The 22,570-nt window shown below is 51.8% G+C and carries 25 protein-coding genes and 1 other RNA gene; 12 read left to right on the plus strand and 14 right to left on the minus strand.

Annotated features, from left to right (window positions below; all coding sequences use genetic code 11):
- Positions 1–30: 30 nt before the first annotated feature.
- From EHW56_RS08120 to rpoE, 4 genes are read right to left on the minus strand one after another with little or no spacing between them, the layout of a single operon-like run.
- Positions 31–528: a SoxR reducing system RseC family protein gene (locus tag EHW56_RS08120; RefSeq protein ID WP_077606142.1), complete on the minus strand. Its 498-nt coding sequence runs from the start codon at positions 526–528 to the stop codon at positions 31–33.
- Complete coding sequence (rseB, locus tag EHW56_RS08125) at positions 525–1,508, minus strand: sigma-E factor regulatory protein RseB (RefSeq protein WP_046074083.1); 984 nt, start codon at positions 1,506–1,508, stop codon at positions 525–527. Before rseB ends, EHW56_RS08120 begins: the two co-directional genes overlap by 4 nt.
- A complete protein-coding gene (locus EHW56_RS08130) occupies positions 1,505–2,137 on the minus strand; it encodes an RseA family anti-sigma factor (RefSeq protein WP_046074082.1) in 633 nt (210 codons plus the stop codon). Before EHW56_RS08130 ends, rseB begins: the two co-directional genes overlap by 4 nt.
- Positions 2,138–2,169: 32 nt before the next feature.
- A complete protein-coding gene (gene rpoE, locus EHW56_RS08135) occupies positions 2,170–2,751 on the minus strand; it encodes an RNA polymerase sigma factor RpoE (protein ID WP_046074081.1) in 582 nt (193 codons plus the stop codon).
- A gap of 332 nt (positions 2,752–3,083) precedes the next feature.
- On the opposite strand from rpoE, the gene nadB reads away from it, so the two are divergent.
- Positions 3,084–4,700, plus strand: coding sequence for an L-aspartate oxidase (gene nadB, locus EHW56_RS08140; RefSeq protein WP_152794952.1), 1,617 nt, complete (start codon positions 3,084–3,086; stop codon positions 4,698–4,700).
- Positions 4,701–4,781: 81 nt separating this feature from the next.
- Here the strand turns inward: nadB and EHW56_RS08145 are convergent, their stop codons facing one another.
- The 3 genes from EHW56_RS08145 to EHW56_RS08155 form a co-directional block, all read right to left on the minus strand.
- Complete coding sequence (locus tag EHW56_RS08145; RefSeq protein WP_152794954.1) at positions 4,782–6,614, minus strand: methyl-accepting chemotaxis protein; 1,833 nt, start codon at positions 6,612–6,614, stop codon at positions 4,782–4,784.
- Positions 6,615–6,739: 125 nt separating this feature from the next.
- Entirely contained in the window at positions 6,740–7,048 is a 309-nt protein-coding gene (locus EHW56_RS08150; protein WP_152794956.1) for a hypothetical protein, read from the minus strand.
- Between the two features lie 52 nt (positions 7,049–7,100).
- Positions 7,101–7,364, minus strand: a complete 264-nt coding sequence (locus EHW56_RS08155) for a succinate dehydrogenase assembly factor 2 (protein ID WP_046074077.1) — start codon at positions 7,362–7,364, stop codon at positions 7,101–7,103.
- Positions 7,365–7,580: 216 nt separating this feature from the next.
- On the opposite strand from EHW56_RS08155, the gene ygfZ reads away from it, so the two are divergent.
- The 5 genes from ygfZ to EHW56_RS08180 all read left to right on the plus strand — a co-directional run bounded on the left by ygfZ (position 7,581) and on the right by EHW56_RS08180 (position 10,945).
- Positions 7,581–8,558 (plus strand): tRNA-modifying protein YgfZ, encoded by a 978-nt coding sequence (gene ygfZ, locus EHW56_RS08160; RefSeq protein WP_152794958.1) that lies wholly within the window; start codon positions 7,581–7,583, stop codon positions 8,556–8,558.
- Between the two features lie 3 nt (positions 8,559–8,561).
- Entirely contained in the window at positions 8,562–9,065 is a 504-nt protein-coding gene (locus EHW56_RS08165) for an aminoacyl-tRNA deacylase (protein WP_046074075.1), read from the plus strand.
- 8 nt (positions 9,066–9,073) lie between these two features.
- Positions 9,074–10,045, plus strand: a complete 972-nt coding sequence (locus tag EHW56_RS08170) for a LysR family transcriptional regulator (protein WP_152794960.1) — start codon at positions 9,074–9,076, stop codon at positions 10,043–10,045.
- Complete coding sequence (locus EHW56_RS08175; protein ID WP_152799504.1) at positions 10,045–10,581, plus strand: GNAT family N-acetyltransferase; 537 nt, start codon at positions 10,045–10,047, stop codon at positions 10,579–10,581. The genes EHW56_RS08170 and EHW56_RS08175 overlap by 1 nt, the downstream gene beginning before the upstream one ends.
- Before the next feature lie 118 nt (positions 10,582–10,699).
- Complete coding sequence (locus tag EHW56_RS08180) at positions 10,700–10,945, plus strand: DUF1107 domain-containing protein (protein ID WP_152799506.1); 246 nt, start codon at positions 10,700–10,702, stop codon at positions 10,943–10,945.
- A gap of 98 nt (positions 10,946–11,043) precedes the next feature.
- Here EHW56_RS08180 and gcvH read toward each other — a convergent pair whose 3' ends face one another.
- The 4 genes from gcvH to EHW56_RS08200 all read right to left on the minus strand — a co-directional run bounded on the left by gcvH (position 11,044) and on the right by EHW56_RS08200 (position 14,648).
- Positions 11,044–11,433, minus strand: coding sequence for a glycine cleavage system protein GcvH (gene gcvH, locus EHW56_RS08185; RefSeq protein WP_321166657.1), 390 nt, complete (start codon positions 11,431–11,433; stop codon positions 11,044–11,046).
- A gap of 162 nt (positions 11,434–11,595) precedes the next feature.
- Positions 11,596–12,828 carry an FAD-dependent 2-octaprenylphenol hydroxylase gene (locus EHW56_RS08190; RefSeq protein ID WP_152799508.1) on the minus strand — a complete coding sequence of 411 codons (1,233 nt, stop codon included), beginning with the start codon at positions 12,826–12,828 and terminating at the stop codon, positions 11,596–11,598.
- On the minus strand, positions 12,825–14,015 hold the full coding sequence (gene ubiH, locus EHW56_RS08195; protein WP_152794967.1) for a 2-octaprenyl-6-methoxyphenyl hydroxylase: 1,191 nt from the start codon (positions 14,013–14,015) through the stop codon (positions 12,825–12,827). Before ubiH ends, EHW56_RS08190 begins: the two co-directional genes overlap by 4 nt.
- Positions 14,016–14,072: 57 nt before the next feature.
- Positions 14,073–14,648, minus strand: coding sequence for a UPF0149 family protein (locus tag EHW56_RS08200; protein ID WP_046074213.1), 576 nt, complete (start codon positions 14,646–14,648; stop codon positions 14,073–14,075).
- Between the two features lie 458 nt (positions 14,649–15,106).
- Between EHW56_RS08200 and zapA the strand changes: the two genes are divergently transcribed.
- The 5 genes from zapA (at position 15,107) to serA (ending at position 18,533) form a co-directional block, all read left to right on the plus strand.
- Positions 15,107–15,412 (plus strand): cell division protein ZapA, encoded by a 306-nt coding sequence (gene zapA, locus EHW56_RS08205; protein WP_046074068.1) that lies wholly within the window; start codon positions 15,107–15,109, stop codon positions 15,410–15,412.
- Between the two features lie 3 nt (positions 15,413–15,415).
- A non-coding RNA gene (gene ssrS / locus EHW56_RS08210) (6S RNA) lies at positions 15,416–15,598 on the plus strand.
- Between the two features lie 33 nt (positions 15,599–15,631).
- The gene (locus tag EHW56_RS08215) at positions 15,632–16,231 is read left to right on the plus strand and encodes a 5-formyltetrahydrofolate cyclo-ligase (protein WP_046074067.1); all 600 of its coding nucleotides are present in this window, start codon (positions 15,632–15,634) and stop codon (positions 16,229–16,231) included.
- Between the two features lie 56 nt (positions 16,232–16,287).
- Positions 16,288–16,947, plus strand: coding sequence for a ribose-5-phosphate isomerase RpiA (gene rpiA / locus EHW56_RS08220; protein WP_046074066.1), 660 nt, complete (start codon positions 16,288–16,290; stop codon positions 16,945–16,947).
- Between the two features lie 353 nt (positions 16,948–17,300).
- Complete coding sequence (gene serA, locus EHW56_RS08225) at positions 17,301–18,533, plus strand: phosphoglycerate dehydrogenase (RefSeq protein ID WP_046074064.1); 1,233 nt, start codon at positions 17,301–17,303, stop codon at positions 18,531–18,533.
- Between the two features lie 71 nt (positions 18,534–18,604).
- Here serA and yaaA read toward each other — a convergent pair whose 3' ends face one another.
- Together yaaA and EHW56_RS08235 are read right to left on the minus strand one after the other, a co-directional pair.
- A complete protein-coding gene (yaaA, locus tag EHW56_RS08230; RefSeq protein WP_152799511.1) occupies positions 18,605–19,378 on the minus strand; it encodes a peroxide stress protein YaaA in 774 nt (257 codons plus the stop codon).
- 94 nt (positions 19,379–19,472) lie between these two features.
- Positions 19,473–20,897, minus strand: a complete 1,425-nt coding sequence (locus EHW56_RS08235) for a sodium:alanine symporter family protein (protein WP_152794976.1) — start codon at positions 20,895–20,897, stop codon at positions 19,473–19,475.
- A 243-nt stretch (positions 20,898–21,140) separates the two neighbouring features.
- Here EHW56_RS08235 and EHW56_RS08240 point away from each other — a divergent pair, with 243 nt between their 5' ends.
- The gene (locus tag EHW56_RS08240) at positions 21,141–21,320 is read left to right on the plus strand and encodes a DUF3545 family protein (protein ID WP_046074061.1); all 180 of its coding nucleotides are present in this window, start codon (positions 21,141–21,143) and stop codon (positions 21,318–21,320) included.
- A 73-nt stretch (positions 21,321–21,393) separates the two neighbouring features.
- Here the strand turns inward: EHW56_RS08240 and ung are convergent, their stop codons facing one another.
- Positions 21,394–22,077 (minus strand): uracil-DNA glycosylase, encoded by a 684-nt coding sequence (ung, locus tag EHW56_RS08245; protein ID WP_046074060.1) that lies wholly within the window; start codon positions 22,075–22,077, stop codon positions 21,394–21,396.
- Positions 22,078–22,570: the final 493 nt, after the last annotated feature.

The raw sequence follows: 22,570 nt of genomic DNA on the forward strand, positions 1-22,570 counted from the left end.
AAGTGAGCGGGATTCTACCGAAAATAGTGGCTAGTCGCTATCCTGCTGTGTGGTATTTATTACCGCCAAGTCAGAGACGGGCTCCCCCATCACGCGTAACAGTTGAGGCTGTTGCTGCTCTTGGGTACCGATACGCGGTGCAAGATGACGCGCAAGGCCGACGCCAACCGCTCCCAGCCCTAGGCTTAGCGCGATAACGCCACCCTCCCCGCTGCCGGCGAGCGTGGCGAACAAAAATTGCCCGAGCAGTGCCCCCGTTAGCATCATGACTAAAGGAACCATGTAGACCAATAACGCGGAGCGTAATAAGGTCGCCTCACCTAAGCCGATTTCAACTAAGGTGCCGGCCGGCAGGGGTTTTGGGGCACGTACTTTAAGGTGTTTCACCTTACCAGGAAGGGCTTTGGACACAATACCAGTGCCACATTGACTTTGTGACTGGCAGCTACCGCAACTGGTTTGCTGCTGGCAGGCCAATGACAACCAACCATCTTGGTAACCGGTAACTTCTGCCAATGCTTTGATCATGGTTCAACCTTCTGTTCTGACTTGCTCGCAGGCATATCAGTAATACGGACAGACTCCGCCACTCGTTTAGCTGTCTCAGGAGGAATATCGCCGACCACCGTGATTTCTGCATTGCCACTGGTCACGCTATGCAGTGTGCGCCGACCTTGGCGAACAATCTGCTTACGCACCGAGACATCATCGGCTTTGGCAAGATACACAGAAAAGCTGAACAGACCATCACTAAACATCTGACTCTCGACCGCACGTTTAGTCATCATCAAACGGTGACGATTGCTGTATACAGGTTCAAACCCCTCAGGTAACGCGGTGACCTGCCAATCTAAGTCGGAGCGCTGCGTGGTTTGTGGCAAGGTCAGTACCGGTGGCAATGCCAGCTCAGCCAGCTTTTGCATTGAGGTACTGATTTGTGAAGAGACGACCAACGACAACGCACGATATTGCTCAAGCGGATCGCCATCACGGTCGAGCAAATCCGCCCTGACAGGCAGTTTGCTGTTCTCATCTAACCATAATACATACGAATAACGCTCTCCGTCTTTCGGGGTAATCCGAACCACTTGGCAATCCATCCCCGCTTCACGCGCGTGCCCCATAGAGACAAAATCATAATGGTTAGCCAGCACATCGATATCGGCTTGGATAAGCGTTGGCAAAGGCGCAACCATATGATCACTGGCAATGGTGAAAGGGTCGTAGCCTGGTTCAAAATAGCTGATTTCACCGCCTCGACGGATGACTTCTCGCGGCGGGCCACTTAAATACATGAGGTGGCCGTAGGCATCATCCCCAACTTGGGCATGACGAAAGCGAAGGGGTTCGAGACTATTTTTACCTACCAAGATGTAGGACACTTCATAATCTAGGGTGTCGCTTGCGGTATCCATTTGATGTAACAAAGCCTCGGCAGAAGGTTCGGCCGAGGCTTGCGCAGACATCAAACTGACCAGCGCAAGCGCACCGATCAGAATTTTTTTCATTGATTATTACTGCTTGTCGACGGTGCCATTGTCTGATGGTTAGACAGCCTATCCTTATTCAAGCGCAGCTGCAATTCATAGTCTTTGAGCATGGCATTGACGCGGCGACGCTGCTCCATCAACTCGGCCTCAGAAGGTGTGGCACGTAGATCGTCACGGCTTAAGCTGACCGGCTCCGCAGCCCCTGCAAAAGGAATCGTTTCTAGTACTGGCGGTTGGGTTTGCGTGCTGGCCACCGGCGAACTCGCATCAGACTGATTATATTGCTGCACACCCACGATCACGGCCAACGAGACACACGCGGCAACGCTTACCTGTGTCAGCTGCTGCAGCCACCCTGGTAAGTGACGACGCGCCTTTTCAGGACGCGGCTGTGCTTCGTGCATGGGGAGCACGTTATTATCAAGGTGATCGCCTTGATAAGCAGGTTCTGCTTCCAGCGCGGACGCTACAGAATCGGCAATGTTCCATTGCAACGAGCTGGGTGCCTCACCACGCATCACATCGCGAATGGTGCTAAAACTCCCCCAAGCCTGTTGCGCGTTATCATCTCGCTCAATCTCGTGGATGACTGCCGTATCCACCAGTTCGCCATCTAACAACGCTGAAATTTTTTCTCTATCCGTCATTCAAGTCACCGTCATGCAGCCAGTAAAACTCGTTACCGTTTCATCAGTGGCCGGATGCGTTTTTCAACCGCTTCACGCGCTCGGAAAATACGCGACCGCACCGTACCGACTGGACAATCCATTACCTGTGCAATTTCCTCATAGCTGAGCCCATCGAGCTCCCGTAAGGTAATTGCGGTTCTTAAGTCGTCAGGCAGTGTTTCTATGGTCGAAAATACCACCTGTCTCAATTCATCTGACAACATCAAGTTTTCAGGGTTCGATATTTCTTTTAAAGAACCCCCACTTTCGTAATTTTCTGCTTCGTCGGCATCAATATCACTGCCTGGCGGACGTCGTCCTTGTGCCACCAAATGGTTTTTCGCGGTGTTCACAGCAATGCGATACAGCCAAGTATAAAACGCACTCTCGCCACGAAATCCCGGCAATGCGCGATACGCTTTGATAAACGCCTCTTGCGCAATATCTGGAATATCACCACTGTGTGTACCGACATAGCGGGCGATAAGGTTACATACCTTATTCTGATATTTGACGACTAACAGATTGAAAGCTTGCTTGTCACCATTCTGTACACGTTCTATTAGAACCTGGTCGGTTAGCTGCTCGCCCATTCGAGCGTTTACTCCTTGGTTGATCTTTCCGCCCGATTATCGAAATTCTAGGCCCGACGTTGTCAGAGCGCGGTTAAACCCGCTTGCGAGCTTTCGCACACGATTCGATAACCCAGCCGGCGAAAAGTTCCTCACCATGTTGGTTTTATTATGCGTTGAATCACATTACTGTGACGGAATGGTCAAAGAATGTCTCTTTGACTGAGGGCATTGTCGCCCGAACCATACCATGGTTGCAAACTTTCACCCAAGCGAGACGGGATTTGATCTTACCGCGCGCAGCCACGTCAAATTGGTGTAACATTGGGGGCGCAGAAAGAGGATTAGGGATCATGACGACCACAACTCAGGAACATCAATGTGACGTGCTAGTCATCGGCAGTGGTGCCGCAGGCTTGTCACTGGCGCTCCGCTTAGCGCCGACCCACAAGGTGATTGTATTAAGTAAAGGCCCGCTCAGCGAAGGGGCAACGCTTTACGCACAGGGCGGTATTGCCGCGGTGTTTGACGAACAAGATTCGGTAGAATCTCATGTCGAGGATACCCAAATCGCGGGCGCAGGTATCTGCGATACCCAGGTCGTGGACTTTATTGCCCGCAATGCTAAAGATTGTGTGCAGTGGTTAATTGATGGCGGTGTCCCGTTCGATCAAGAAGATAGCGACGACGACACCCCTCGGTATCATTTAACCCGTGAAGGCGGCCATAGCCACCGCCGTATCTTGCATACCGCCGATGCGACCGGAATGGCCGTGCAAAACTCGCTTCAAGACAATGTGCGCCAACACCCTAATATCACCCTGCTTGAACGACACAATGCGCTGGATATTATCACCCGTAAAAAAGTCGGATTAGGTGGTCCAAACCACGTCCTCGGCGCCTACATCTGGAACCGAAACCAAGAAGTGGTTGAGACCGTGCGCACCAACTATGTGGTACTCGCCACCGGAGGGGCCTCGAAAGTTTATCAATACACCTCCAATCCCGATGTGTCATCCGGTGATGGCATCGCCATGGCATGGCGCGCAGGTTGTCGTGTCGCCAACCTAGAATTTAATCAGTTTCATCCAACGTGTCTGTACCATCCAGACGCGCGCAACTTTTTGCTCACTGAAGCACTGCGCGGTGAAGGCGCTCACCTTAAACGCCCAGATGGCTCGCGCTTTATGGCGGAATTCGATTCACGCGGCGAGCTTGCCCCGCGTGATGTGGTTGCCCGTGCGATTGACTACGAAATGAAGCGCCTTGGCGCCGACTGTATGTATCTCGACATCAGCCACAAAGACCCTGAATTTGTGATCAAACACTTTCCCACCATCTACGAAAAGCTCAAGCAATACGGCATCGATCTGACTAAAGAGGCGATCCCTATTGTCCCAGCCGCCCACTATACTTGCGGTGGCGTGATGGTGGATAAAAACGGCACCACAGACTTACCCGGCTTATACGCCATTGGGGAAGTGAGCTACACCGGCTTGCATGGCGCGAACCGTATGGCATCTAACTCGCTACTCGAATGTGTGGTTTATGCATGGTCAGCCGCTGAGCATATTAAAGCACACTCAGGCCATATCGAGCCGCATACTGCGCTCCCCCCTTGGGATGAGAGCCAAGTAATTTGTTCCGACGAAGAAGTGGTGATCCAGCATAACTGGCATGAGTTACGCCTGTTTATGTGGGATTACATGGGCATTGTCCGCTCAACCAAACGGTTGGAGCGTGCGCTACGCCGTATCGAACTGCTCAAGCAAGAAACACATGAGTATTATGCTAATTTCCGGGTCTCAAACAATCTACTGGAGTTGCGTAACCTTTTACAGGTGGCAGAGCTCATGGTTCGTTGTGCCATGCAACGTAAAGAAAGCCGAGGCCTTCACTACACCATTGATTACCCTGAGCCTAACGAGCAATCCGGCCCTACCATATTAACGCCGGATCAGCCCTGTTAGCGGGTTTTGATTGCTCCCTCAGCCCTGAAATGAAGAAGGCCAGCCTCACGAGGCTGGCCTTTTTACTGGATATCATCGCGGTTATTCGCTTTTAAACTCGCTCACCGCACGCTCAAGGTGTGCGGCTTCTTCGGCCACCTTGTGTGCCGCTTCGCGGTTCTGGTTGGCGCGTTCAGTACTGTTTTGCGCAATATCTTGAATATTGTGCACGTTTTGATTGACTTCTTTTGCCACCGAGCTTTGCTGCTCGATCGCCGTGGCAATGTGGGTGCTCATATCCATGATGTTTTGCATATCTTCCATGATCTGCGAGAGCTCTTGCGAAGCCGCTTCCACCTTACCCACGGATGTTTCCCCGTCTTCTCGGCTTTGCTCCATGCGTTCGGACACCGACTGGGTTTGCTCTTGCAACGAGGTGATAATACCAGAAATTTCATCAGTCGATTCGCGAGTACGTGTCGCCAGCTGTCGCACCTCATCAGCGACCACCGCAAAACCACGCCCTTGCTCGCCGGCGCGCGCCGCTTCAATCGCCGCGTTAAGCGCCAGCAAGTTGGTTTGCTCGGAGATATCTTTAATCACGTCCAGCACCGAGCCAATGGTCTCAGACAGCTTACTCAGTTCAAGCACCTCGTTGCTGGTATTACTGAGGGTTTCTGCCAGTGTCATGATCATCGCTTTAGTGTCATCCACCACTTTTTGTCCGTTCTCCGCACGGCTTAAACTGGTGCGCGCATTCTCCGCAGCCTGATCGGTATTACCCGCAATATCGCGAATGGTGCTTTCCATCTCATTCATCGCAGTCGCGGCATGAGTGGTTTCATCTAACTGGGTAGCCATGGCGGCCCCAGTGGCTTCAGTACGGGATTCAACTTGCTCTGCACTTTGATTAAGCGCTTGTATGGCGCGACTCACATCCAAAACCATGGTTTGGATACTGCCGAGCATCTGGTTAACGTCTTTCGCCATGAGGGCAATCTCATCACGACCGTTTTCGTCAGCTCTCAAGGTCAGATCCCGCTGCTGTGTAATGGCGGCCATTTGCTCACTAAATCGGTAAATACGCTGTTGAATGCCACGGTTCATCCACAACGAAATCGCTGTCATCACCAGTGCCAGTATCACCACCACCGATCCGGTCATCATCACGGTCTGTCTTAAGGCTTGCGAAATGGCCTGCTCATACTCTTTACTGAGCACATCGAACATTTCCTCAACTTGGTGGGTTTTCCCCCGGATTTGCCCCAGTAGGCCTTTGTCTGCCGCTAGCCCTAATGTCTTTTTCTGCGCGACAATCTTGTCCACTTGCGCCTGATGCGCTTGAAATAAAGCGAGCAGGTCACCGCGAAGGTAATCTTCAAGCTCTTGCATTTGGCTTTGATATTCATCGATGTAGTCAAGGTTACTGCTTTGCACAAACAGTTTGGCATCTGCGGCTAATAAGCGGGCGCTACTCTCAAGCACAATGTCATTTTTGGTCGCTGCCACCATTTTCTTACTCGCGTTTTGCATCTGTCCTCGGATCCCCTGCTCAGGGGTTAACCCCAATGTTTGGTAACCCTTACCCAGATCGCGAAAGCCGTTGGCATACGCTGTCATTGCTCGCTGCACTTTATCAATGGTCGCAGTCTCTAGCCCCAACGAAGCACTGCGGGCGCGAAAATCACTCAGCAGCTGATCGAACGCGTCGACATTGTTATCAAAACGGGAGAGATATTTGGGGTCCATGCGCGCGAGAAAGTCTTTCTCATTGCGGCGTAGATTGAGCAAGATCACCTCAAGATCAGAGACCGTGGTTAGCTGACTGTGCATTTTTTGTAGCCGCGTTTCCGCTTTCCATGCAACGGCGGCAACCGCAAGTAGCGCCAACACCGACATCAAGGTGAGTGACAAGAGTTTTTGTTTAATATTCATAGCGACCCTACAGCGTTATCTGAGCAGAATGGATTGAACCCGTGTTCCTTGAATATCGGAGATAACGTGAAAAAGTAAAGCCACGCAATCGGTTTGTCACAAATATGTCACATGCTATCCCAGCCTTACTGACAGCAATGCCGATAAATCAGACGAAAATGATAGTCTGGAAGGCCATAACGCCAAATATAAAGGTATTGGGCATCCGCACGCGCGGAGAGCACCAGCAGCCATGGGGTCGCATAAACACAGGTCAGTTTTCGATACTGCCCATTAGGCATGACCGCCCAAGCGTCAGATGAAAAGCGAAAGGGGCCTTCGTTAGCGATGAGGTGCGCATGGAAGCGGAGCAAGTCTCGTACCGCCCAAACGGTTAGCACAGCACGAGCACTCAAAGGAAGGGAAACATGCGACACGGCCAGCCAAGCCACCATCGTTCCTAGCAAAAGCAGACAGACAGTGACATAACGCGGGCAATGTAGGTGACTATGTACGTAACTTACTGCGGTTATAAGCGACAACCTTATCGACAACAGATTTCATCTTCGGGTCGTCAGGTTTACCATGCCCCATCAGCCAGGCAAACAAGTCAGGATCCGCGCTTTCCAAAAATGCGACAAAATCCTGTTTTTCTTTTTCATTAAGCGTGTCGTAGCAGGCTTCAAAATACGGCATAACCAACACATCCAGTTCCAACATGCCGCGACGACATGCCCAACGAACCCGCGCTTTATCCTCGGTATTAACCATTGTTTACCTCTATCGATGATGTCAGTACTCGCATACTATCAATGCCGTTATCGGGCGACTACTTTTGCTGAGCAACAAACCACGAATCTGAGAGCTCTCTAGCGTTAATTCGGTTTATACAGCAATCCCCCGACAAGACAAAGGCTGACAAGCTTTATGCTCCCTATTAGTATACGGGGCAGAGTCTATGTTTTCTCAACAGAGAGCGTGAGTGTTATGAGTGAATGGTATCAAACCGTAGCCTTTGAGCCTGCGGATACACACCCCAGTGATCCACAACCTGAACTGGCGATGGTTGCCCTTGATAACTGGGCAATCACTAAAGTGAGCGGCAATGATACGAAAAGCTACTTACAAGGCCAGCTCACTTGCGATATTGCGAACCTCGCAGAAGATAAATCGACCCTCGCCGCCCATTGCGATCCAAAAGGTAAAGTTTGGTCAGTACTGCGTTTTTTCCATTACCAAGACGGGCTCGCCATGGTGCAACCGGCGTCGATTGAAGCCACCCAGCTTCAAGAAGTAAAAAAGTACGCCATTTTTTCCAAGATTGCGTTTGAAAAGGTCGATGCCGTGTTGCTCGGTGTCATTGGTACACAGGCAGACAAGGTAGTGGCTGATCACTTCGGCCCGCACGGTGACGTTCGCCAAGGGCAACAAGGCACCGCTGTATACATTGAACCACATCGCTGGTTACTGGTGGTTGACGCGGCCAAAGCCACAGAGCTTACCCATCAATACTCAGCCACATTGCTCACCCATGAGTATTGGGATAAGTGGGATATTGACGCGGCATTACCCCGCATCGAGCAAACGACCAGCGGTGAATTTATCCCGCAATCGCTAAATCTTCAGGCGCTGGACGCGATCAGTTTCACCAAAGGCTGTTATACCGGCCAAGAAACCGTGGCACGCGCCAAGTATCGAGGCATGAATAAGCGCGCCATGTACACGCTCAGCGGCCACGCCGAGCACACACCTGTTGCGGGCGACAAAATCGAACGTGCGGTGGGTGATAATTGGCGCGCAGGCGGGACAGTGATCGCTGGTTATCGCGATGCTAACGGCAATGCGAGCGTATTAGCCGTGCTGCCAAACAACTTGGACGACGACACCGCTTTCCGCCTTGCTGAGTCTCCTTCGTACGCATGGCAGCGTGAGCCACTTCCTTATTCACTTGAGGACGATGATTGAGCCGTGTACGCGGATCCTAATTGGCAAACCCCGGTGACTGCCGCGCTCGATAGCGCCCATATTCGCTACCAAATACTGTGGCAGTCACGCGCGACACAATCGATTGAGGAAACCGCGAAACAACGTGGTATTGATCCTTCTCAAATGCTCAAAACCATGGTGTTGCGTGATATGGGAGGGCGCTATGCAGTGGCTTGTGTCCCAGGCGATCAGCAAGTCAGCCCACCCAAAGTGCGCCAACGACTCGGCTGGCGACGGATGACACTTGCCAGTGCCCAACAAGTGCAAAGCACTACCGGCTACGCACGCGGTACTGTCGCGCCACTAGGGCTCTCACCAGATCTGGCCTTGGTCTTTGATGAGCAGATCTGGGACTATGAAACTGTCACTATTAGCAGCGGTGACCCCCATGCCGGATTATGGGTGCGCGTGAAGGATCTTCTCGCGCTTTGCCAGCCGCTGCGTGCCGAGATATGTCGTAATCGGGCAAATCAAATGAAGGAATGACCCAACGGATGGCACAAAAACACTGGCGGAAATACGATCTCAACTTGTTGGTGACCTTTGTCACTTTAATGGAAACACGCAGCGTGACTGGGGCTGCGCAGCGCCTATCTCTGGGTCAGTCAGCCATGAGCCATAGTTTGGCTCGTCTGCGTACCATGCTTGACGATCCCCTTTTTGAGCGGCGTGGACACCAAATGGTACCCACTGCTCGCGCACTGGATATCGCCCCTAAAATTGAGGCGCTACTCGACACCCTCGCCACGGACGTGCTGACCCCGCCCGCTTTTGAGCCTGTCCTGTTTGATGGTCAGATCCGCCTTGGGCTCACCGACTACGCTGAGCTTATCTTCGCCCCTGCACTGTTCGACACCCTCAACCAGCAACTTCCTTTAGCTCAACTTAGCTTGCGCCCGGTTGACCGTCGCCACTGTCTGGACGCGATTAAAAACGATGATGTCGACGCGGTGATCGGCGTGATCCCCGACAACACCGAGATTCTTGATAGTCAGGTATTATACCATGAGCAGCATGTGTGCTTATTTGATCCACACAGCACCGGGCTCGGCACACCCATCACCCTCGCCGATTTTGTCGCTACACCGCATGCACTGGTTAGCACATATGGCCAGCTCTCCAGCCCGATAGATGCGCGTTTGGCAGCACTCGGCTATCATCGACAAGTGGTGATGGGATCGCAGCGGTTTCTCACGGTGAGGCAACTGCTCAAAGGGCGACAGCTGCTTTGTACCGTCCCAGAGCTTATGGCGCGATTAGATACCTTTAACGATGCTAACCATCTGGCATTCAGCCCTCCCCCTATTGATGTTCCAGGGTTTGATATTGGCTTGGCATGGCGACATCAAGCGAGCGGTCACCCCAAAATGCAGTGGCTCATTGACCAGATAACCACCATTGTCGACAAGCGCGTCGCTTCCCTGAAAGCGTTATCTACCCAGCCTCACGCGCAAGAGGAAACCTAATGAACATCGTCTCTCTGTCGATCCTTAACCCTGCTTACGTTGCTCAACGGGTCAGTGAAACGTTCACGCACAGTGAGGGGGCCGACACCGGCGAAGTCATTCATCACTTGATCGATAAGCTGCTCGGTGAAACGCCTCGTGAAGACTGCCATGGCTGGGGGATGCTTGACGGTGAGCAGTTAGTGGGGGCTGTCTTTTTCTCACGATTGACCTACCCACATACGGACAAGATTGCACTGCTCTCTCCGATGGCTATTTACCCTGATTATCAGCGCCAAGGACATGGAAAAGCATTAATCAACGCTGGACTCGAACAGCTACGTACATTGGGTTATCAAGCGGTGGTGACCTATGGCGACCCCGCTTTCTACACTCAGCTTGGGTTTCACCCAGCCGATCATATCGAGGTGGTGCCACCCCATACATTAAGCTACCCACACGGTTGGCTGGCGCAATCGCTGATTGATAGCGACTTGCCGGCATTAGGCTCCAAACCGTGCTGCGTCGATGCCTTCAACCAGGCGGATTTATGGTAAGGATAAAGTGAATGTTTTTTTAGGCATTGTCATCACCGCGACATAAACCCACTTCACAATCGGTGCCGTTTTCACACCCCTACCGGGTGACAACCACCAACATTAGTAAGAAGAGGTTATGCGCGTTTTTAATCGCTATTCCCCCAAGCTTGTCGCCAAACATGTCACACGCTTATTCTCAGGGCGCCTATATATCGCCGGACGCGGTCGGTTTGATTTTAATAATGGTTGGTTAAGCGCCCCCGATCACGCCACTATCTGTCACTACCAAACCGTGAAGGAAGTTAACGGTTTGATTCGAGATGTGTATCAAGAAGGGCTGCGAGAACCAGAACAAGCTGGCTCGTTGCAGACCACTTACTGACTTGGCCGCACAATACAAACAGGGGCCCGTTGGACGGGCCCCTGTTTGTTATCGGGAGCAAAAAGACACGGATAGCACAGGTGCTACCCCTGACCGTTTTAGTCTGCGTCTTGATCGCCTAACGTTTCTTCATAGCTTTGCGCATCAAGCAGGCTATCGATTTCAGACTCATCTGTCGCTTGAATCTGGAACAACCAACCATCACCGTAGGGATCGCTGTTAACCAGTTCAGGGGCACTGTCTAACTCTTCATTGACGGCCACGACCTGACCAGAGATGGGCGCATAGATATCCGACGCCGCCTTTACCGACTCTGCGACCGCACAATCGTCACCCGCATCAAAGGTGTCATCTTCATCAGGCAAATCGATAAACACCATGTCCCCTAACAGCGCCTGGGCGTGGTCAGAAATGCCAATGGTAAATAGGCCTTCCCCTTCAGGGCGAACCCACTCATGTGTCGCGGTAAATTTTAATTCAGATGGGATATCACTCATAGTCTTGTTCCTTGTTACACCCAATGACAACTCGCACCGTCAGTCGGTAAATTCAACATCATACTCACCATTCAACCGTTGCCTGCTCGGCGAGGGTCTTTGTGGTATTTAGCATATTCTCTATTTTTCGCCAATTCAGCCATCACGCAATCATCAAAAAGTCGCGCCTCGCTCACACGGCTTAGCCAGCTCGGGTAACGTCCCCACAAGGCCTAGCGCACGCGCCATAAATGGCTGCTTGGCGCCAGGCAAATGATTGACGGCGCGCATGCCCACGCCACGGACGAGCTTTTTGACCGGATTATCGCCCGCAAATAAACTTCGAAAGCCTTGCATCGCTGCAATCATCTGCGCCGCTTCCGCTTTGCGCCAACGTTCATACTGGCGCAAACCGGCATAATGCCCGATGTCTTTCCCTTTGTCGGCGAGTGAGGCCAATGTTTGCGCCAAGGCGGCCGCGTCGAGCATACCTAAATTCACCCCTTGTCCAGCCAAAGGGTGGATGGTGTGCGCCGCATCACCGACTAAAGCCAGGCGCTCCGCCGCAAAGTGTTGAGCATAACGCATGGTAAGCGGGTAGCTGGCGCGTGGACCTACCACCTCACAAAGGCCAAGTTGCGCATCAAACGCAGCGGTTAGGGCGCGGTTAAAAGACGCTGATTCCATCGCGACATAATCCGTCGCTTGTTCTGGGGGGATAGACCAAACAATCGAGCACAGATGCGAGTCGGAAAGCGGTAAGAATGCAAGCGGCCCGTCCGGCGTAAACACTTGACGCGCAACGCCCCGGTGCGGCTCCACCGTGCGCACCGTCGCCACCACCGCATGATGGCCATAGTCGCGCTGTACCAAGGGAAAATGTGCTTGCTCACGCACCCAAGAGCGCGCCCCATCGGCCCCCACGACCAGTTTCGCCGTCACACCGCCCCCAGATGCGAGCTGTAACCAAGTTTCGCTCTCTCCTTGTAGCATGGATTGGCATTGCTCCGGCATCAACACAGTCACATTGTCCTGCTTTTGTACTTTATCGAGCAAAGCCAACTGAATCACACGGTTTTCAACAATATGGCCGAGGTTTTGCTGGCCAAACGCCTGCGCGTCAAAGTGAATATCGGCAAAACTGTCTTTCTCCCACACCCGCATCTGCTGGTAACTGGCCGCGCGACGTGAGGCGATGCCCGGCCATACATCCAGGGTGCGCAGTATGTTCTCACTCGCTCGGCTCAACGCCGAGACGCGATTCTCTGGTATGTCGTTTAAGGTCGTTTCAGGCGATTTACCTTCTATCACCACCACCCGTAAATCCGTGTCGGCAAGGGAGGCGGCGAGTGTCAGCCCCACCATGCCGCCACCGACAATGGCCACGTCGGCATTGATCATTTTCATCTCGGTTCTACCCATCCTATGGTGCGTTGCACAAGCGGTTGCTTCATACTCTCTAATGCTGACATCAGCCCTAACCCGGCATTACGTGCCCCCGCCAGAAGCGGACTATCATTGGAAAAGAGGTGAACCAACCCTGATGTCAATGCCACTGTGGCATCTCGGTCTGGTGTTCGTTGTTTGGCGTACGCCATCAATGTTGGCATTGCACCGATATCATCGCCACGCCTTGCCGCCTCCGTCAGCGTGTGCGCTAACGTCATTACATCTCGCAAGCCAAGGTTAAATCCTTGCCCGGCAATAGGGTGTAAGCTTTGTGCCGCATTACCCACCACGGCCACACGATGACTGACCGGACGAACCACTTGGTTAAGCGTCAATGGATACGCATGGCGCTCTCCAACATGCAGCAATTTGCCCAAACGCCAGCCAAACACCTGCTGCAGGCGCTGAAGAAAGGCGTCATCGCTGATTTGCATCAGCGCATCAGCTTGCTCCGCGGTGACACACCACACTAACGAACACCGTCCTTGCGACATGGGTAACAGCGCCACAGGGCCTGTTTGCGTGAAGCGCTCAAAGGCGTGTCCTTGATGAGGAAGTGCGGTCGAGACATTGGCAATCACCGCCACTTGGCCAAAATTGTGTTGCTTGCGTGGCATCTTCAACTGCGCGCAACAAGACGAGCGCCCACCGTCAGCCGCAATAAGTAACGAAGCGGTCAGTGACTCCCCCTGTTTTAATCTCACCGTTACCGCCGCCGGCGTTCGCTCAATCGCCATCACGGCATCTGGGCAAAACACATCGATCGCCTCGCGGTGTTGTAACTTTTGGTGAAGCACCGCACCGGCATCCGCTAACTCGATAACTTGGCCAAGATAAGGCACTCCCTGCGACTGTGCGTCAATATGGGTTTGTCCGGCGTGGCCACGATCAGACACATGAATGTGCTGAATCGGCGTGCCAAAAGGGGCGAGTGAGTCCCACAGCCCCAAGCTCGCAAAGGCTGCACAGCTGCCTTGTGCTAATGCGATACTGCGTGCATCGTAACCCGGGTGTTCGCGGTGATCGGGCACCATTGCCTCGACCACGGCAATACGCAGTGTGCCGCCACTCAATGTGTCTAAGGCCAATGCGGCAGTCGCACCGGCCATTGCGCCGCCTGCGATCACTATGTCATAGGCTTTCATCCCACTTTTACCTCACCCTGAGTCACTTAACGCCTCAATCTGAACGCGTCATTGAGATTAATGCAATGTTTTAGGCGTATCGTCACGGTCCGGACGCGCCCCAAGTTCTGCGTGCACCACCATGCTGCATACGCGTACATGCTCGACAACCTGCTCAAGTAATTCGGCTTGCTCTTGCATGTCGCCATCTTCATCGACACCCAGCTGCGCAACATCTTTGAGATCGCCCAATGCTTCTGTCACATCCTTAGATAAGGTACGCCCTTTGGTTCCGATCAGTCCCACCCCCGCTAAAAACGCGTTAATCCACTCCACCAGCGCTTCGGCACGGGCAACGACACCCGACTGCTCGTCGTCAGGGACATAAATATCTAAATCAAGATCACTGCCGGTAAGCTGCGCTTTTAGCTGATGATAGCTTTGCAAGGCAAGCGTCTTAGACTCTGTTGGCCACCCCATCCCTTGGTGGGTGTAATCATAAAGCATGGTTAACCAGCTACCATCTTCCAGCTCTAGTCCACCACTGAGCATGCCTGCGATTAAACCGTGCATCTCTGCAGGCGTCACCGCCAAACTGTCAGCCCTCAGTGTGTCTGCTGTTGTCGCATAAGCGGGTAAACGGGTATCAGTCACAATCTTGCCCCTTGCTGTGCCATCAAAATAAGAAGCACAGTCTAGCATTTCACACCATCAGGCTGAATCACCGCGATAAAAAACGGTATGATGCCCCACCACGCATGACTGATGACGCAAGACAGTGTATAAGTGCAGATGACGCCCTCACGATGACAAGGATCAACCCTGGCCGCGAGAAGCCGCTGGCGCAAGCGAGCCGCCTCACATTTGTGTCTAAAAATGTGCGCCCTTGGTCGCGAAAAGGAGCAAACCTCACGACGCCTCTAGCGCTGCGCCCTAAGTACCGCTTTACCGAGACGCGATGTCGCTGTCGTGTTTTGGTCAAATTCCCTGCACCAGTAGCAGAGATGATTTTCGATGTAGTGTATTCACCAGAATAATTGCTAGAATAGCGCCACATTATTGTGTACTGGGCCCTCGACAAATCGGGCCGGATGAGGAGCCAGCGTGGGACTATGAGCACACAACCGGTTGAAATCAAAATTCTAGATCGTCTTGTTCGCGTCAATTGCCCACCCGGGCAAGAGCAAGCGCTTAAAGATGCAGCAAGCGAGTTCGATCAACGGTTGCATCGGCTGGCTGAGCGCACTAAAGTAAGCAATACAGAGCAGCTAATTGCCATTGCCGCTCTCAATGTTTGCCACGAATTAAATGATGCCAAACAGTCGTTAGAGACATTGCAAGATCAGGTCACGCAACGGACCGCCCTGATGACGTCACAACTAGACAAAGCAATGGCAGCGCAAGGATCGCAAGAATAACCCAATTCCCTGGGGTGTTTGTCAGCGGATCTACGTCCCTGAGCCGATAAGCAAAACTAAGGGTGCGTTGTTATAGGCTACTGAGCAAGCTCGGCATGCACCGAGAAGCCTACGGCTTATACTACCCACCCGCCTTGAACCAGCGGGTTCAAGGGCCATCGATCCCAACGGCACCCCGGGGTCCTCTTCTCTACCCTTCGGCTAGCATCAAGGACAGTTATGCAGCCTAGACAACAAATACGACATGCTATTCGCGAAGCACGTCGTCAGCTTTCTCCAGAGCAACAAACGTTCGCCGCAGACGCGGTTGCCAAACGATTTACGGCGCTTGCTGATGTTGAGCAAGCCACGGACATCGCCCTGTACCTCTCATTTGATGGCGAGCTAGATACAACGCCTGTCATTGAGGCGTGCTGGAAAGCGAACAAAAATGTCTACTTGCCCGTCATTCATCCCTTTAGCCGTGGTCACTTACTGTTTCTTCACTACACCCCGACCACCCCAATGCGGGTTAATGGTTATGGTATTGCCGAGCCGACACTCAATATCAATGCGTTAATCCCAACTGCAAAGCTGGACGTGATAGCGACGCCGCTGGTGGCGTTTGACGCAAAAGGACAACGCCTGGGTATGGGAGGCGGCTATTACGATCGCACGCTCGGCTTATGTGCGCCTGATGCGGTTGCGGTTGGGCTCGCGCATGACTGCCAACAATGGCCAGCGTTACCTACCGAACAGTGGGATGTGCCTTTGCCACATATTTTGACCCCCAGCCAACATTGGCAGTGGCCGACGCGTATTTCGCGACCTAAACCCTGACGCCATCTATTGGCTTCGCTATAATCACGCCCATTCCCCTAGATTCAGGAGTTATCATGACCCAAGACGAAAAGAAAAAAGCCACGGGCGAAGCCGCGGTGGAATATGTCAAGCCGGGCAGTATTATCGGCGTGGGAACCGGTTCTACCGTTAATTACTTTATTGATGCCCTTGCGCCCATTAAAGAGCACATCAAAGGCGCGGTCTCTAGTTCAGAAGCCTCCACCGAGCGACTAAAAGCGTTGGGCATTGAGGTACTCGATGCCAATGAAGTGGCAAGCTTAGACATCTATGTGGATGGTGCGGATGAAATTAACGCGCGTCATCATATGATTAAAGGCGGTGGTGCTGCCTTGACGCGTGAGAAAATCGTCGCGGCGATCGCAGATAAGTTTGTGTGTATTATCGACGACACCAAACATGTGGATGTACTGGGTGAGTTTCCACTTCCCGTTGAAGTGATCCCCATGGCACGCTCTTATGTCGCGCGTGAATTACTCAAACTAGGGGGCGACCCGTGTTACCGTCAAGGGGTGATCACGGACAATGGCAACGTGATCCTCGACGTACACAATATGAAAATCCAAGATCCCAAAGGATTAGAAGATGCCATCAATGCCATTCCTGGCGTCGTCACCGTTGGACTGTTTGCCAATCGCGGCGCAGATATTGTGTTAACCGGTACCGACACCGGTGTGAAAAAAGTAGCAAACTGAGTGCATAATACCGCAAATCAGAGGCTTATACGCGGTGGTGAGTAACCAGAAAAGCCAAACGTTTGCGTTAAGTGTAATCAATAAGTTAAAAGCACCTTTTTTAAGGTGCTTTTTTTATGGCCTAGAACGGATAATTCTTACCCCTTATGTGAATTTTTGTTATCTTGGTCACTGTTCTGATACCGGCACATCGCATGCCCAGCGGTCTTTTGACGTAAAAGATCAACCTAATGACCAGGTCAATCAACCGCATCTCCTCGTCGCCATCGTGCGCGGGAATAAGGTACGATGCGCCCCGGCACTCAGGCGCAACATTGCTACCATTATTGTTTCTAAGGAAGAGAACAGCCCGCATGTCACACTATTCACTGGACAAGAATAAAATCAAAATCCTATTACTCGAAGGCGTCCATCCCACTGCTGTTGAAGCCTTCAAGCAGGCCGGATACACCAACATCGAGTACCATAAAGGCTCACTCACCGGTGAGGATCTCGAAGAAGCTATCCAAGATGCACACTTTGTGGGACTACGCTCTCGCACCCAGTTAACGGAAGCCGTCTTTGCAAAAGCGAAAAAGTTGGTCGCGGTTGGCTGTTTTTGTATCGGCACCAATCAAGTGGACCTTGATGCGGCGGCCAAGCGCGGGATCCCCGTTTTTAACGCACCTTTCTCCAACACCCGCAGTGTCGCAGAGCTGGTTTTAGGTGAGATCCTACTGCTCCTACGCGGGATCCCCGAAAAAAATGCCAAAGCGCATCGCGGTGAATGGCAAAAATCCGCTGATCGCTCCTTTGAGGCTCGCGGTAAGGTGCTCGGCATTATTGGCTATGGCCACATCGGCACCCAGCTAAGTATCTTGGCAGAAAACTTGGGGATGCGAGTGTATTACTACGATGTTGATAACAAGCTCTCGTTAGGGAACGCCATTCAAGTCAACTCGCTCACAGAACTGCTTAATCGCAGTGATATTGTCTCGCTTCATGTCCCCGAGACGCCAAGCACGCAGAATATGATTGATGCTGAGGCCTTTGCCCGCATGAAACCAGGGGCGATCTTTATTAATGCCTCACGCGGTACGGTGGTCGATATCGATGCTTTATGCGGCGCGCTAGAAAGCAAGCATTTGGCTGGGGCGGCAATCGATGTTTTCCCCGTTGAGCCAAAAACCAATAAAGACGCATTTAGCTCTCCGCTACAAGCGTTTGATAATGCGTTACTCACACCACACATTGGTGGCTCAACCCAAGAAGCACAGGAAAACATCGGCCTGGAAGTAGCCGGTAAGCTGGTGAAGTATTCTGACAATGGCTCGACGCTGTCGTGCGTCAACTTCCCTGAAGTGTCACTGCCAGAACATCAAGGCCGCTCGCGCTTACTGCATATACACGCCAACCGACCTGGGGTGCTGACCAAAATCAACACCACCTTTGCCGACGAAGGTGTCAATATCGCCGCACAGTACTTACAAACATCGTCGCAAATTGGTTATGTGGTGATTGATGTTGAAGACAGTGATCATGCCTACAAGGCACTGAAAAAGCTTAAAGCGATCGAAGGCACCATCCGCGCGCGGATATTGCACTGATTCGAGCCAGAAATGAAAAAAGCCCCTGTTGGGGCTTTTTCGAATTGTTCGCGTTTTATCACTGGCGCCGCTTATTGCTCGTCGCGCAGAAATACCAGCTCATTGCCTTTCGAGTCGGCTTCACTAAAGTAATAGCCTGCCACATTAAACGCTTTAATGTCCGCCACTGAGCTCGCGCGCTTATCAATCAAATACCGCGCCATCATGCCACGGGCTTTTTTGGCATAGAAGCTAATCACCTTGTATTGACCGTTTTTATAATCTTTAAACACCGGGGTGATGATGTCGCCTTTAAGCACCTTCTTGTTGACCGCTTTAAAGTATTCATTGGAGGCAAGGTTGACTAATAGCTCACTGCCCTGTGCCGCCAAGTCATCATTCAGTGCCTCTGTGATGATATCGCCCCAGTACTGATATAAGTTGTCGCCTCGTGGTGTCGACAACTTGGTCCCCATTTCCAACCGGTACGGTTGCATCAGATCGAGCGGCCGCAATAGCCCATACAAGCCTGATAACATACGAAAATGATCTTGTGCCCAATCAAAATCTTGCTCGGACATCGAATTGGCATCTAACCCTGTGTACACATCCCCTTTAAATGCAAGCGCCGCAGGTCGTGCATTATCTGGGGTAAAAGAAGGAGACCATTCAGAAAAACGCACAGCATTAAGACTGGCGATTTTATCACTGACTTTCATAAGCGAGGCAATGTCTGCCGGTGTAAGCTGACGGCAAACCTTAATCAACGCCTCTGAGTGTTCAGTAAGCTGAGGTTGGGTATAACGGTCTGTCGGCAATGGCGTTTCATAATCCAAGGTTTTTGCAGGAGAAACCACTATCAGCATGTTGCTCGCCCTTTTGTTATTTATCTTTTGCTAAGCCTATCATTCCCGCATAAAAAAACCACCGCCCGCCACCACACATCATGCGTATCAGTGACTAACGTCTGGGGAGCGGCCACGCCTTATCGTCAAGCTGACTGTGCAGCTCGGGAAAGCGGCGACTGTCGAACACAGGTACCCGCCCCAATGAGCGCTGAGTGTGATAGTCCTCTGCCAGCCGCTTGACGATGCCCGAAAGTAAAAAAATCGCAATCATGTTTACCAACGCCATCATTCCCATAGACGCATCCGCGAGAGTCCAAACCAGCGGCAGTTCCGCCAGCGCCCCAAACATGACCATACCCAAGACTAAAGCACGGAAGTACGGCAATGCCGGACGACACCGATGATTGATAAACAACAGATTGGTTTCTGCATACGAATAATTGGCAATGATCGAGGTAAAAGCGAAAAAGAAAATGGCGACCGCCACAAACTGCTCGCCCCATTCCCCAACTTGTGCGCTTAACGCCCGCTGAGTCAACTCAACCCCCGTGATTTCGCCGCCGGGAATGTACTCACCTGATAGCAGAATAATCGCCACGGTAGCAGTGCAGATCACCAAGGTATCCACAAACACGCCAAGCATTTGCACGTACCCCTGAGAAACAGGATGAGGAGGATAAGGCGTCGCTGAAGCCGCCGCATTAGGCGCTGAGCCCATGCCTGCTTCGTTAGAGAATAATCCGCGTTTAATCCCCTGAATCATGCCTTGTGCCAAGGTGTAGCCCAAAGCGCCTGATGCCGCTTCGTGGAGACCGAATGCACTTTCTATGATCAAAGAAAATACCGCTGGCACTTTATCAAGATGGGTTAACACCACATACAAAGACAAGGACAAATATAACAGCGCCATCACGGGCACAATCACTTCTGCCGTACGCGCTATCTGACGTAAGCCACCATAAATGATTAACCCGCTAACCAGCACCAACCCCGCGCCGACATAGGCCGGTGGCCATGAAAATGCCACTTGTGCCGCTTGTGAGATAGAGTTGGCTTGAACCGAATTAAACACTAGCCCAAATGCCAAAATCAGTAATAGGGAGAAGAGTACCCCCATCCAACGCATTCCTAGGCCATGTTCCATGTAATAGGCAGGACCACCGCGAAAATAGCCGTCCGGATCCCGTACCTTATACACTTGCGCCAGCGTACTCTCTGCAAAGGCCGTGGCCATGCCGAGAAATGCCATTAGCCACATCCAAAAGATTGCCCCCGGGCCACCTAATGACAGAGCGACCGCCACCCCGGCCATGTTGCCCGTCCCTACTCGCGCGGCGAGCCCGGTACACAAGGCTTGGAAAGAGGAAATGCTGCTCCCCTCACGGCGTCGGCTATGACGCATGACAGAAAACATATGAGAAAAGTGACGAAACTGAATGCCGCCTAATTTTAAGGTAAAAAAGATCCCGCCACCGATGAGCACATAAATGAGCACCGACCCCCAAATCAGATCATTAATAAAAGTGAGTAGGCTCAATGGACTGTCCCTCGTCGTGATTAAGTAAGGATAATGATCAATGCGGCGCAATCTTCGCGTGAACCACCTTCTAGGTCAATTCAAACCCATCACGGCTGGGGCAACAGTCACTCATTTTAAAAATCAGTGATTGCGGTCTCATAAAAACTTCATCGGACTGCCACAAATGAGAAATACTTCAATTTTACGTTAGGGGTAGCTGTGGTATTTAAAATCTGACCGCAAGGTGAAAAAGAGGTGACTATGGAAAACATTGCCTTTAACGATCTGTTCGAGCAAGACAAGCCACAACGCAACGGACGCGCGAAACCAGTCAAACGTAAATGGAGAGAAATTGAAGCGCTGAAAGACAAACAGCGGCTAAAAAAAGAATTGGAAGAAATCGATATTTTTGGCGATTTCTCTCAACTGGACCTCGATTAACTCACCCTCAACATAGGATTGCTAAAAGGTGCTCACCGAGCACCTTTTTTTCATCGCTCCTCAGCGACTGAGCCTACTCCGCCTCGAGATAAGGCTGCCAATCAATGGGCGTCTTCCCTTGCGCCTGAAGCAACGCATTGGTTTGTGAAAAGTGCTGACAACCAAAAAAGCCACGATGCGCTGACAGCGGTGACGGGTGAGGCGCGGTGAGCACATGGTGGCGCTGACGGTCGATCGCTTTACCTTTTTTCTGGGCGTGCGCGCCCCATAATAAGAACACCACGCCTTGGCACTGCTGGTTTACCGCATCGATGACACGATCAGTAAAGGTTTCCCAACCCAGTTTGGCGTGTGAGTGCGCTTTTCCTTGCTCAACGGTGAGCACAGTATTAAGCAACAACACACCTTGTTCCGCCCAGCTTTTCAAGTAACCGTGAGAAGGTGGCGTAAAGCCTTCAATATCGGTGGCAAGCTCCTTGTAGATATTGACCAATGACGGTGGTGTTTTCACACCCGGCCGCACAGAAAAGCACAGCCCGTGCGCTTGGTTCGGCCCGTGATAAGGATCTTGACCCAGAATCACGACTTTCACCTCGCCCAACTCGGTGTAACGAAAGGCATTAAACACATCTTCCTTCGGAGGAAAAACCGTCACCCCCTTGGCACGTGCTTGTTCAACATAGGCAAGGGTTTCTCGGAAATACGCTTGTTGTTTCTCATCAGCCAATACTTGCTGCCACGTTTGCGCCTGAGTCATGGTTGCTCCTTTTGATTATATTGGCGCTATTCTAACGAGGCAGCATGGCAAAATCAGTGTGTGCAACGATCTTTTGTTCGTTCGGTGTGTGAGTGGTAATGACGCTGACAGCGGCCTTGTACCGCGCGGTTAGGGGTCGGTAAGCTCGCACGCGTCATGGTTGGCTTAATCATGGGGCATTCCTCATCATTGTGGATTCATCATTAGCAATGAAATTTTAATGCCAACTTTATAAAAGCAACAAATTCATGGTGTTAGCCTATAAGCTGATCAGCCTAAGTCACACAATGAGCACAAGTGGTGCAAATTTGCCTCTTTTTTGCGCACACTTGTTTGCGCACACACCACTTTCATTTGTAATTTAATTACTACACTTTAAATCAAAAAATCCCCGTAAGACTCGCGGTGCGGAAGCGGCCGTGCTACAGCCCTCACTGTAGTTCAAAAAAGATTGATATAAAATAAATATCATAATGTTAATTATGAGGTAAAC

The sequence above is a fragment of the Salinivibrio sp. VGrn1 genome, from assembly GCF_009377995.1.
GTDB classification, from domain to species: Bacteria; Pseudomonadota; Gammaproteobacteria; order Enterobacterales; family Vibrionaceae; genus Salinivibrio; species Salinivibrio siamensis.

Bases quoted from the DNA above. Each gene is read 5' to 3' on its own strand.
- EHW56_RS08240 (WP_046074061.1), top strand. From the start codon at position 21,141: ATGGAAAACATTGCCTTTAACGATCTGTTCGAGCAAGACAAGCCACAA.
- EHW56_RS08190 (WP_152799508.1), bottom strand. From the start codon at position 12,828: ATGAAAATGATCAATGCCGACGTGGCCATTGTCGGTGGCGGCATGGTG.
- zapA (WP_046074068.1), top strand. From the start codon at position 15,107: ATGAGCACACAACCGGTTGAAATCAAAATTCTAGATCGTCTTGTTCGC.
- rpiA (WP_046074066.1), top strand. From the start codon at position 16,288: ATGACCCAAGACGAAAAGAAAAAAGCCACGGGCGAAGCCGCGGTGGAA.
- ygfZ (WP_152794958.1), top strand. From the start codon at position 7,581: ATGAGTGAATGGTATCAAACCGTAGCCTTTGAGCCTGCGGATACACAC.
- EHW56_RS08170 (WP_152794960.1), top strand. From the start codon at position 9,074: ATGGCACAAAAACACTGGCGGAAATACGATCTCAACTTGTTGGTGACC.
- EHW56_RS08180 (WP_152799506.1), top strand. From the start codon at position 10,700: ATGCGCGTTTTTAATCGCTATTCCCCCAAGCTTGTCGCCAAACATGTC.
- rpoE (WP_046074081.1), bottom strand. From the start codon at position 2,751: ATGGGCGAGCAGCTAACCGACCAGGTTCTAATAGAACGTGTACAGAAT.
- EHW56_RS08175 (WP_152799504.1), top strand. From the start codon at position 10,045: ATGAACATCGTCTCTCTGTCGATCCTTAACCCTGCTTACGTTGCTCAA.
- rseB (WP_046074083.1), bottom strand. From the start codon at position 1,508: ATGAAAAAAATTCTGATCGGTGCGCTTGCGCTGGTCAGTTTGATGTCT.
- EHW56_RS08145 (WP_152794954.1), bottom strand. From the start codon at position 6,614: ATGAATATTAAACAAAAACTCTTGTCACTCACCTTGATGTCGGTGTTG.
- EHW56_RS08215 (WP_046074067.1), top strand. From the start codon at position 15,632: ATGCAGCCTAGACAACAAATACGACATGCTATTCGCGAAGCACGTCGT.
- EHW56_RS08155 (WP_046074077.1), bottom strand. From the start codon at position 7,364: ATGGTTAATACCGAGGATAAAGCGCGGGTTCGTTGGGCATGTCGTCGC.
- ubiH (WP_152794967.1), bottom strand. From the start codon at position 14,015: ATGAAAGCCTATGACATAGTGATCGCAGGCGGCGCAATGGCCGGTGCG.
- yaaA (WP_152799511.1), bottom strand. From the start codon at position 19,378: ATGCTGATAGTGGTTTCTCCTGCAAAAACCTTGGATTATGAAACGCCA.
- serA (WP_046074064.1), top strand. From the start codon at position 17,301: ATGTCACACTATTCACTGGACAAGAATAAAATCAAAATCCTATTACTC.
- nadB (WP_152794952.1), top strand. From the start codon at position 3,084: ATGACGACCACAACTCAGGAACATCAATGTGACGTGCTAGTCATCGGC.
- EHW56_RS08130 (WP_046074082.1), bottom strand. From the start codon at position 2,137: ATGACGGATAGAGAAAAAATTTCAGCGTTGTTAGATGGCGAACTGGTG.
- ung (WP_046074060.1), bottom strand. From the start codon at position 22,077: ATGACTCAGGCGCAAACGTGGCAGCAAGTATTGGCTGATGAGAAACAA.
- EHW56_RS08150 (WP_152794956.1), bottom strand. From the start codon at position 7,048: ATGGTGGCTTGGCTGGCCGTGTCGCATGTTTCCCTTCCTTTGAGTGCT.
- EHW56_RS08120 (WP_077606142.1), bottom strand. From the start codon at position 528: ATGATCAAAGCATTGGCAGAAGTTACCGGTTACCAAGATGGTTGGTTG.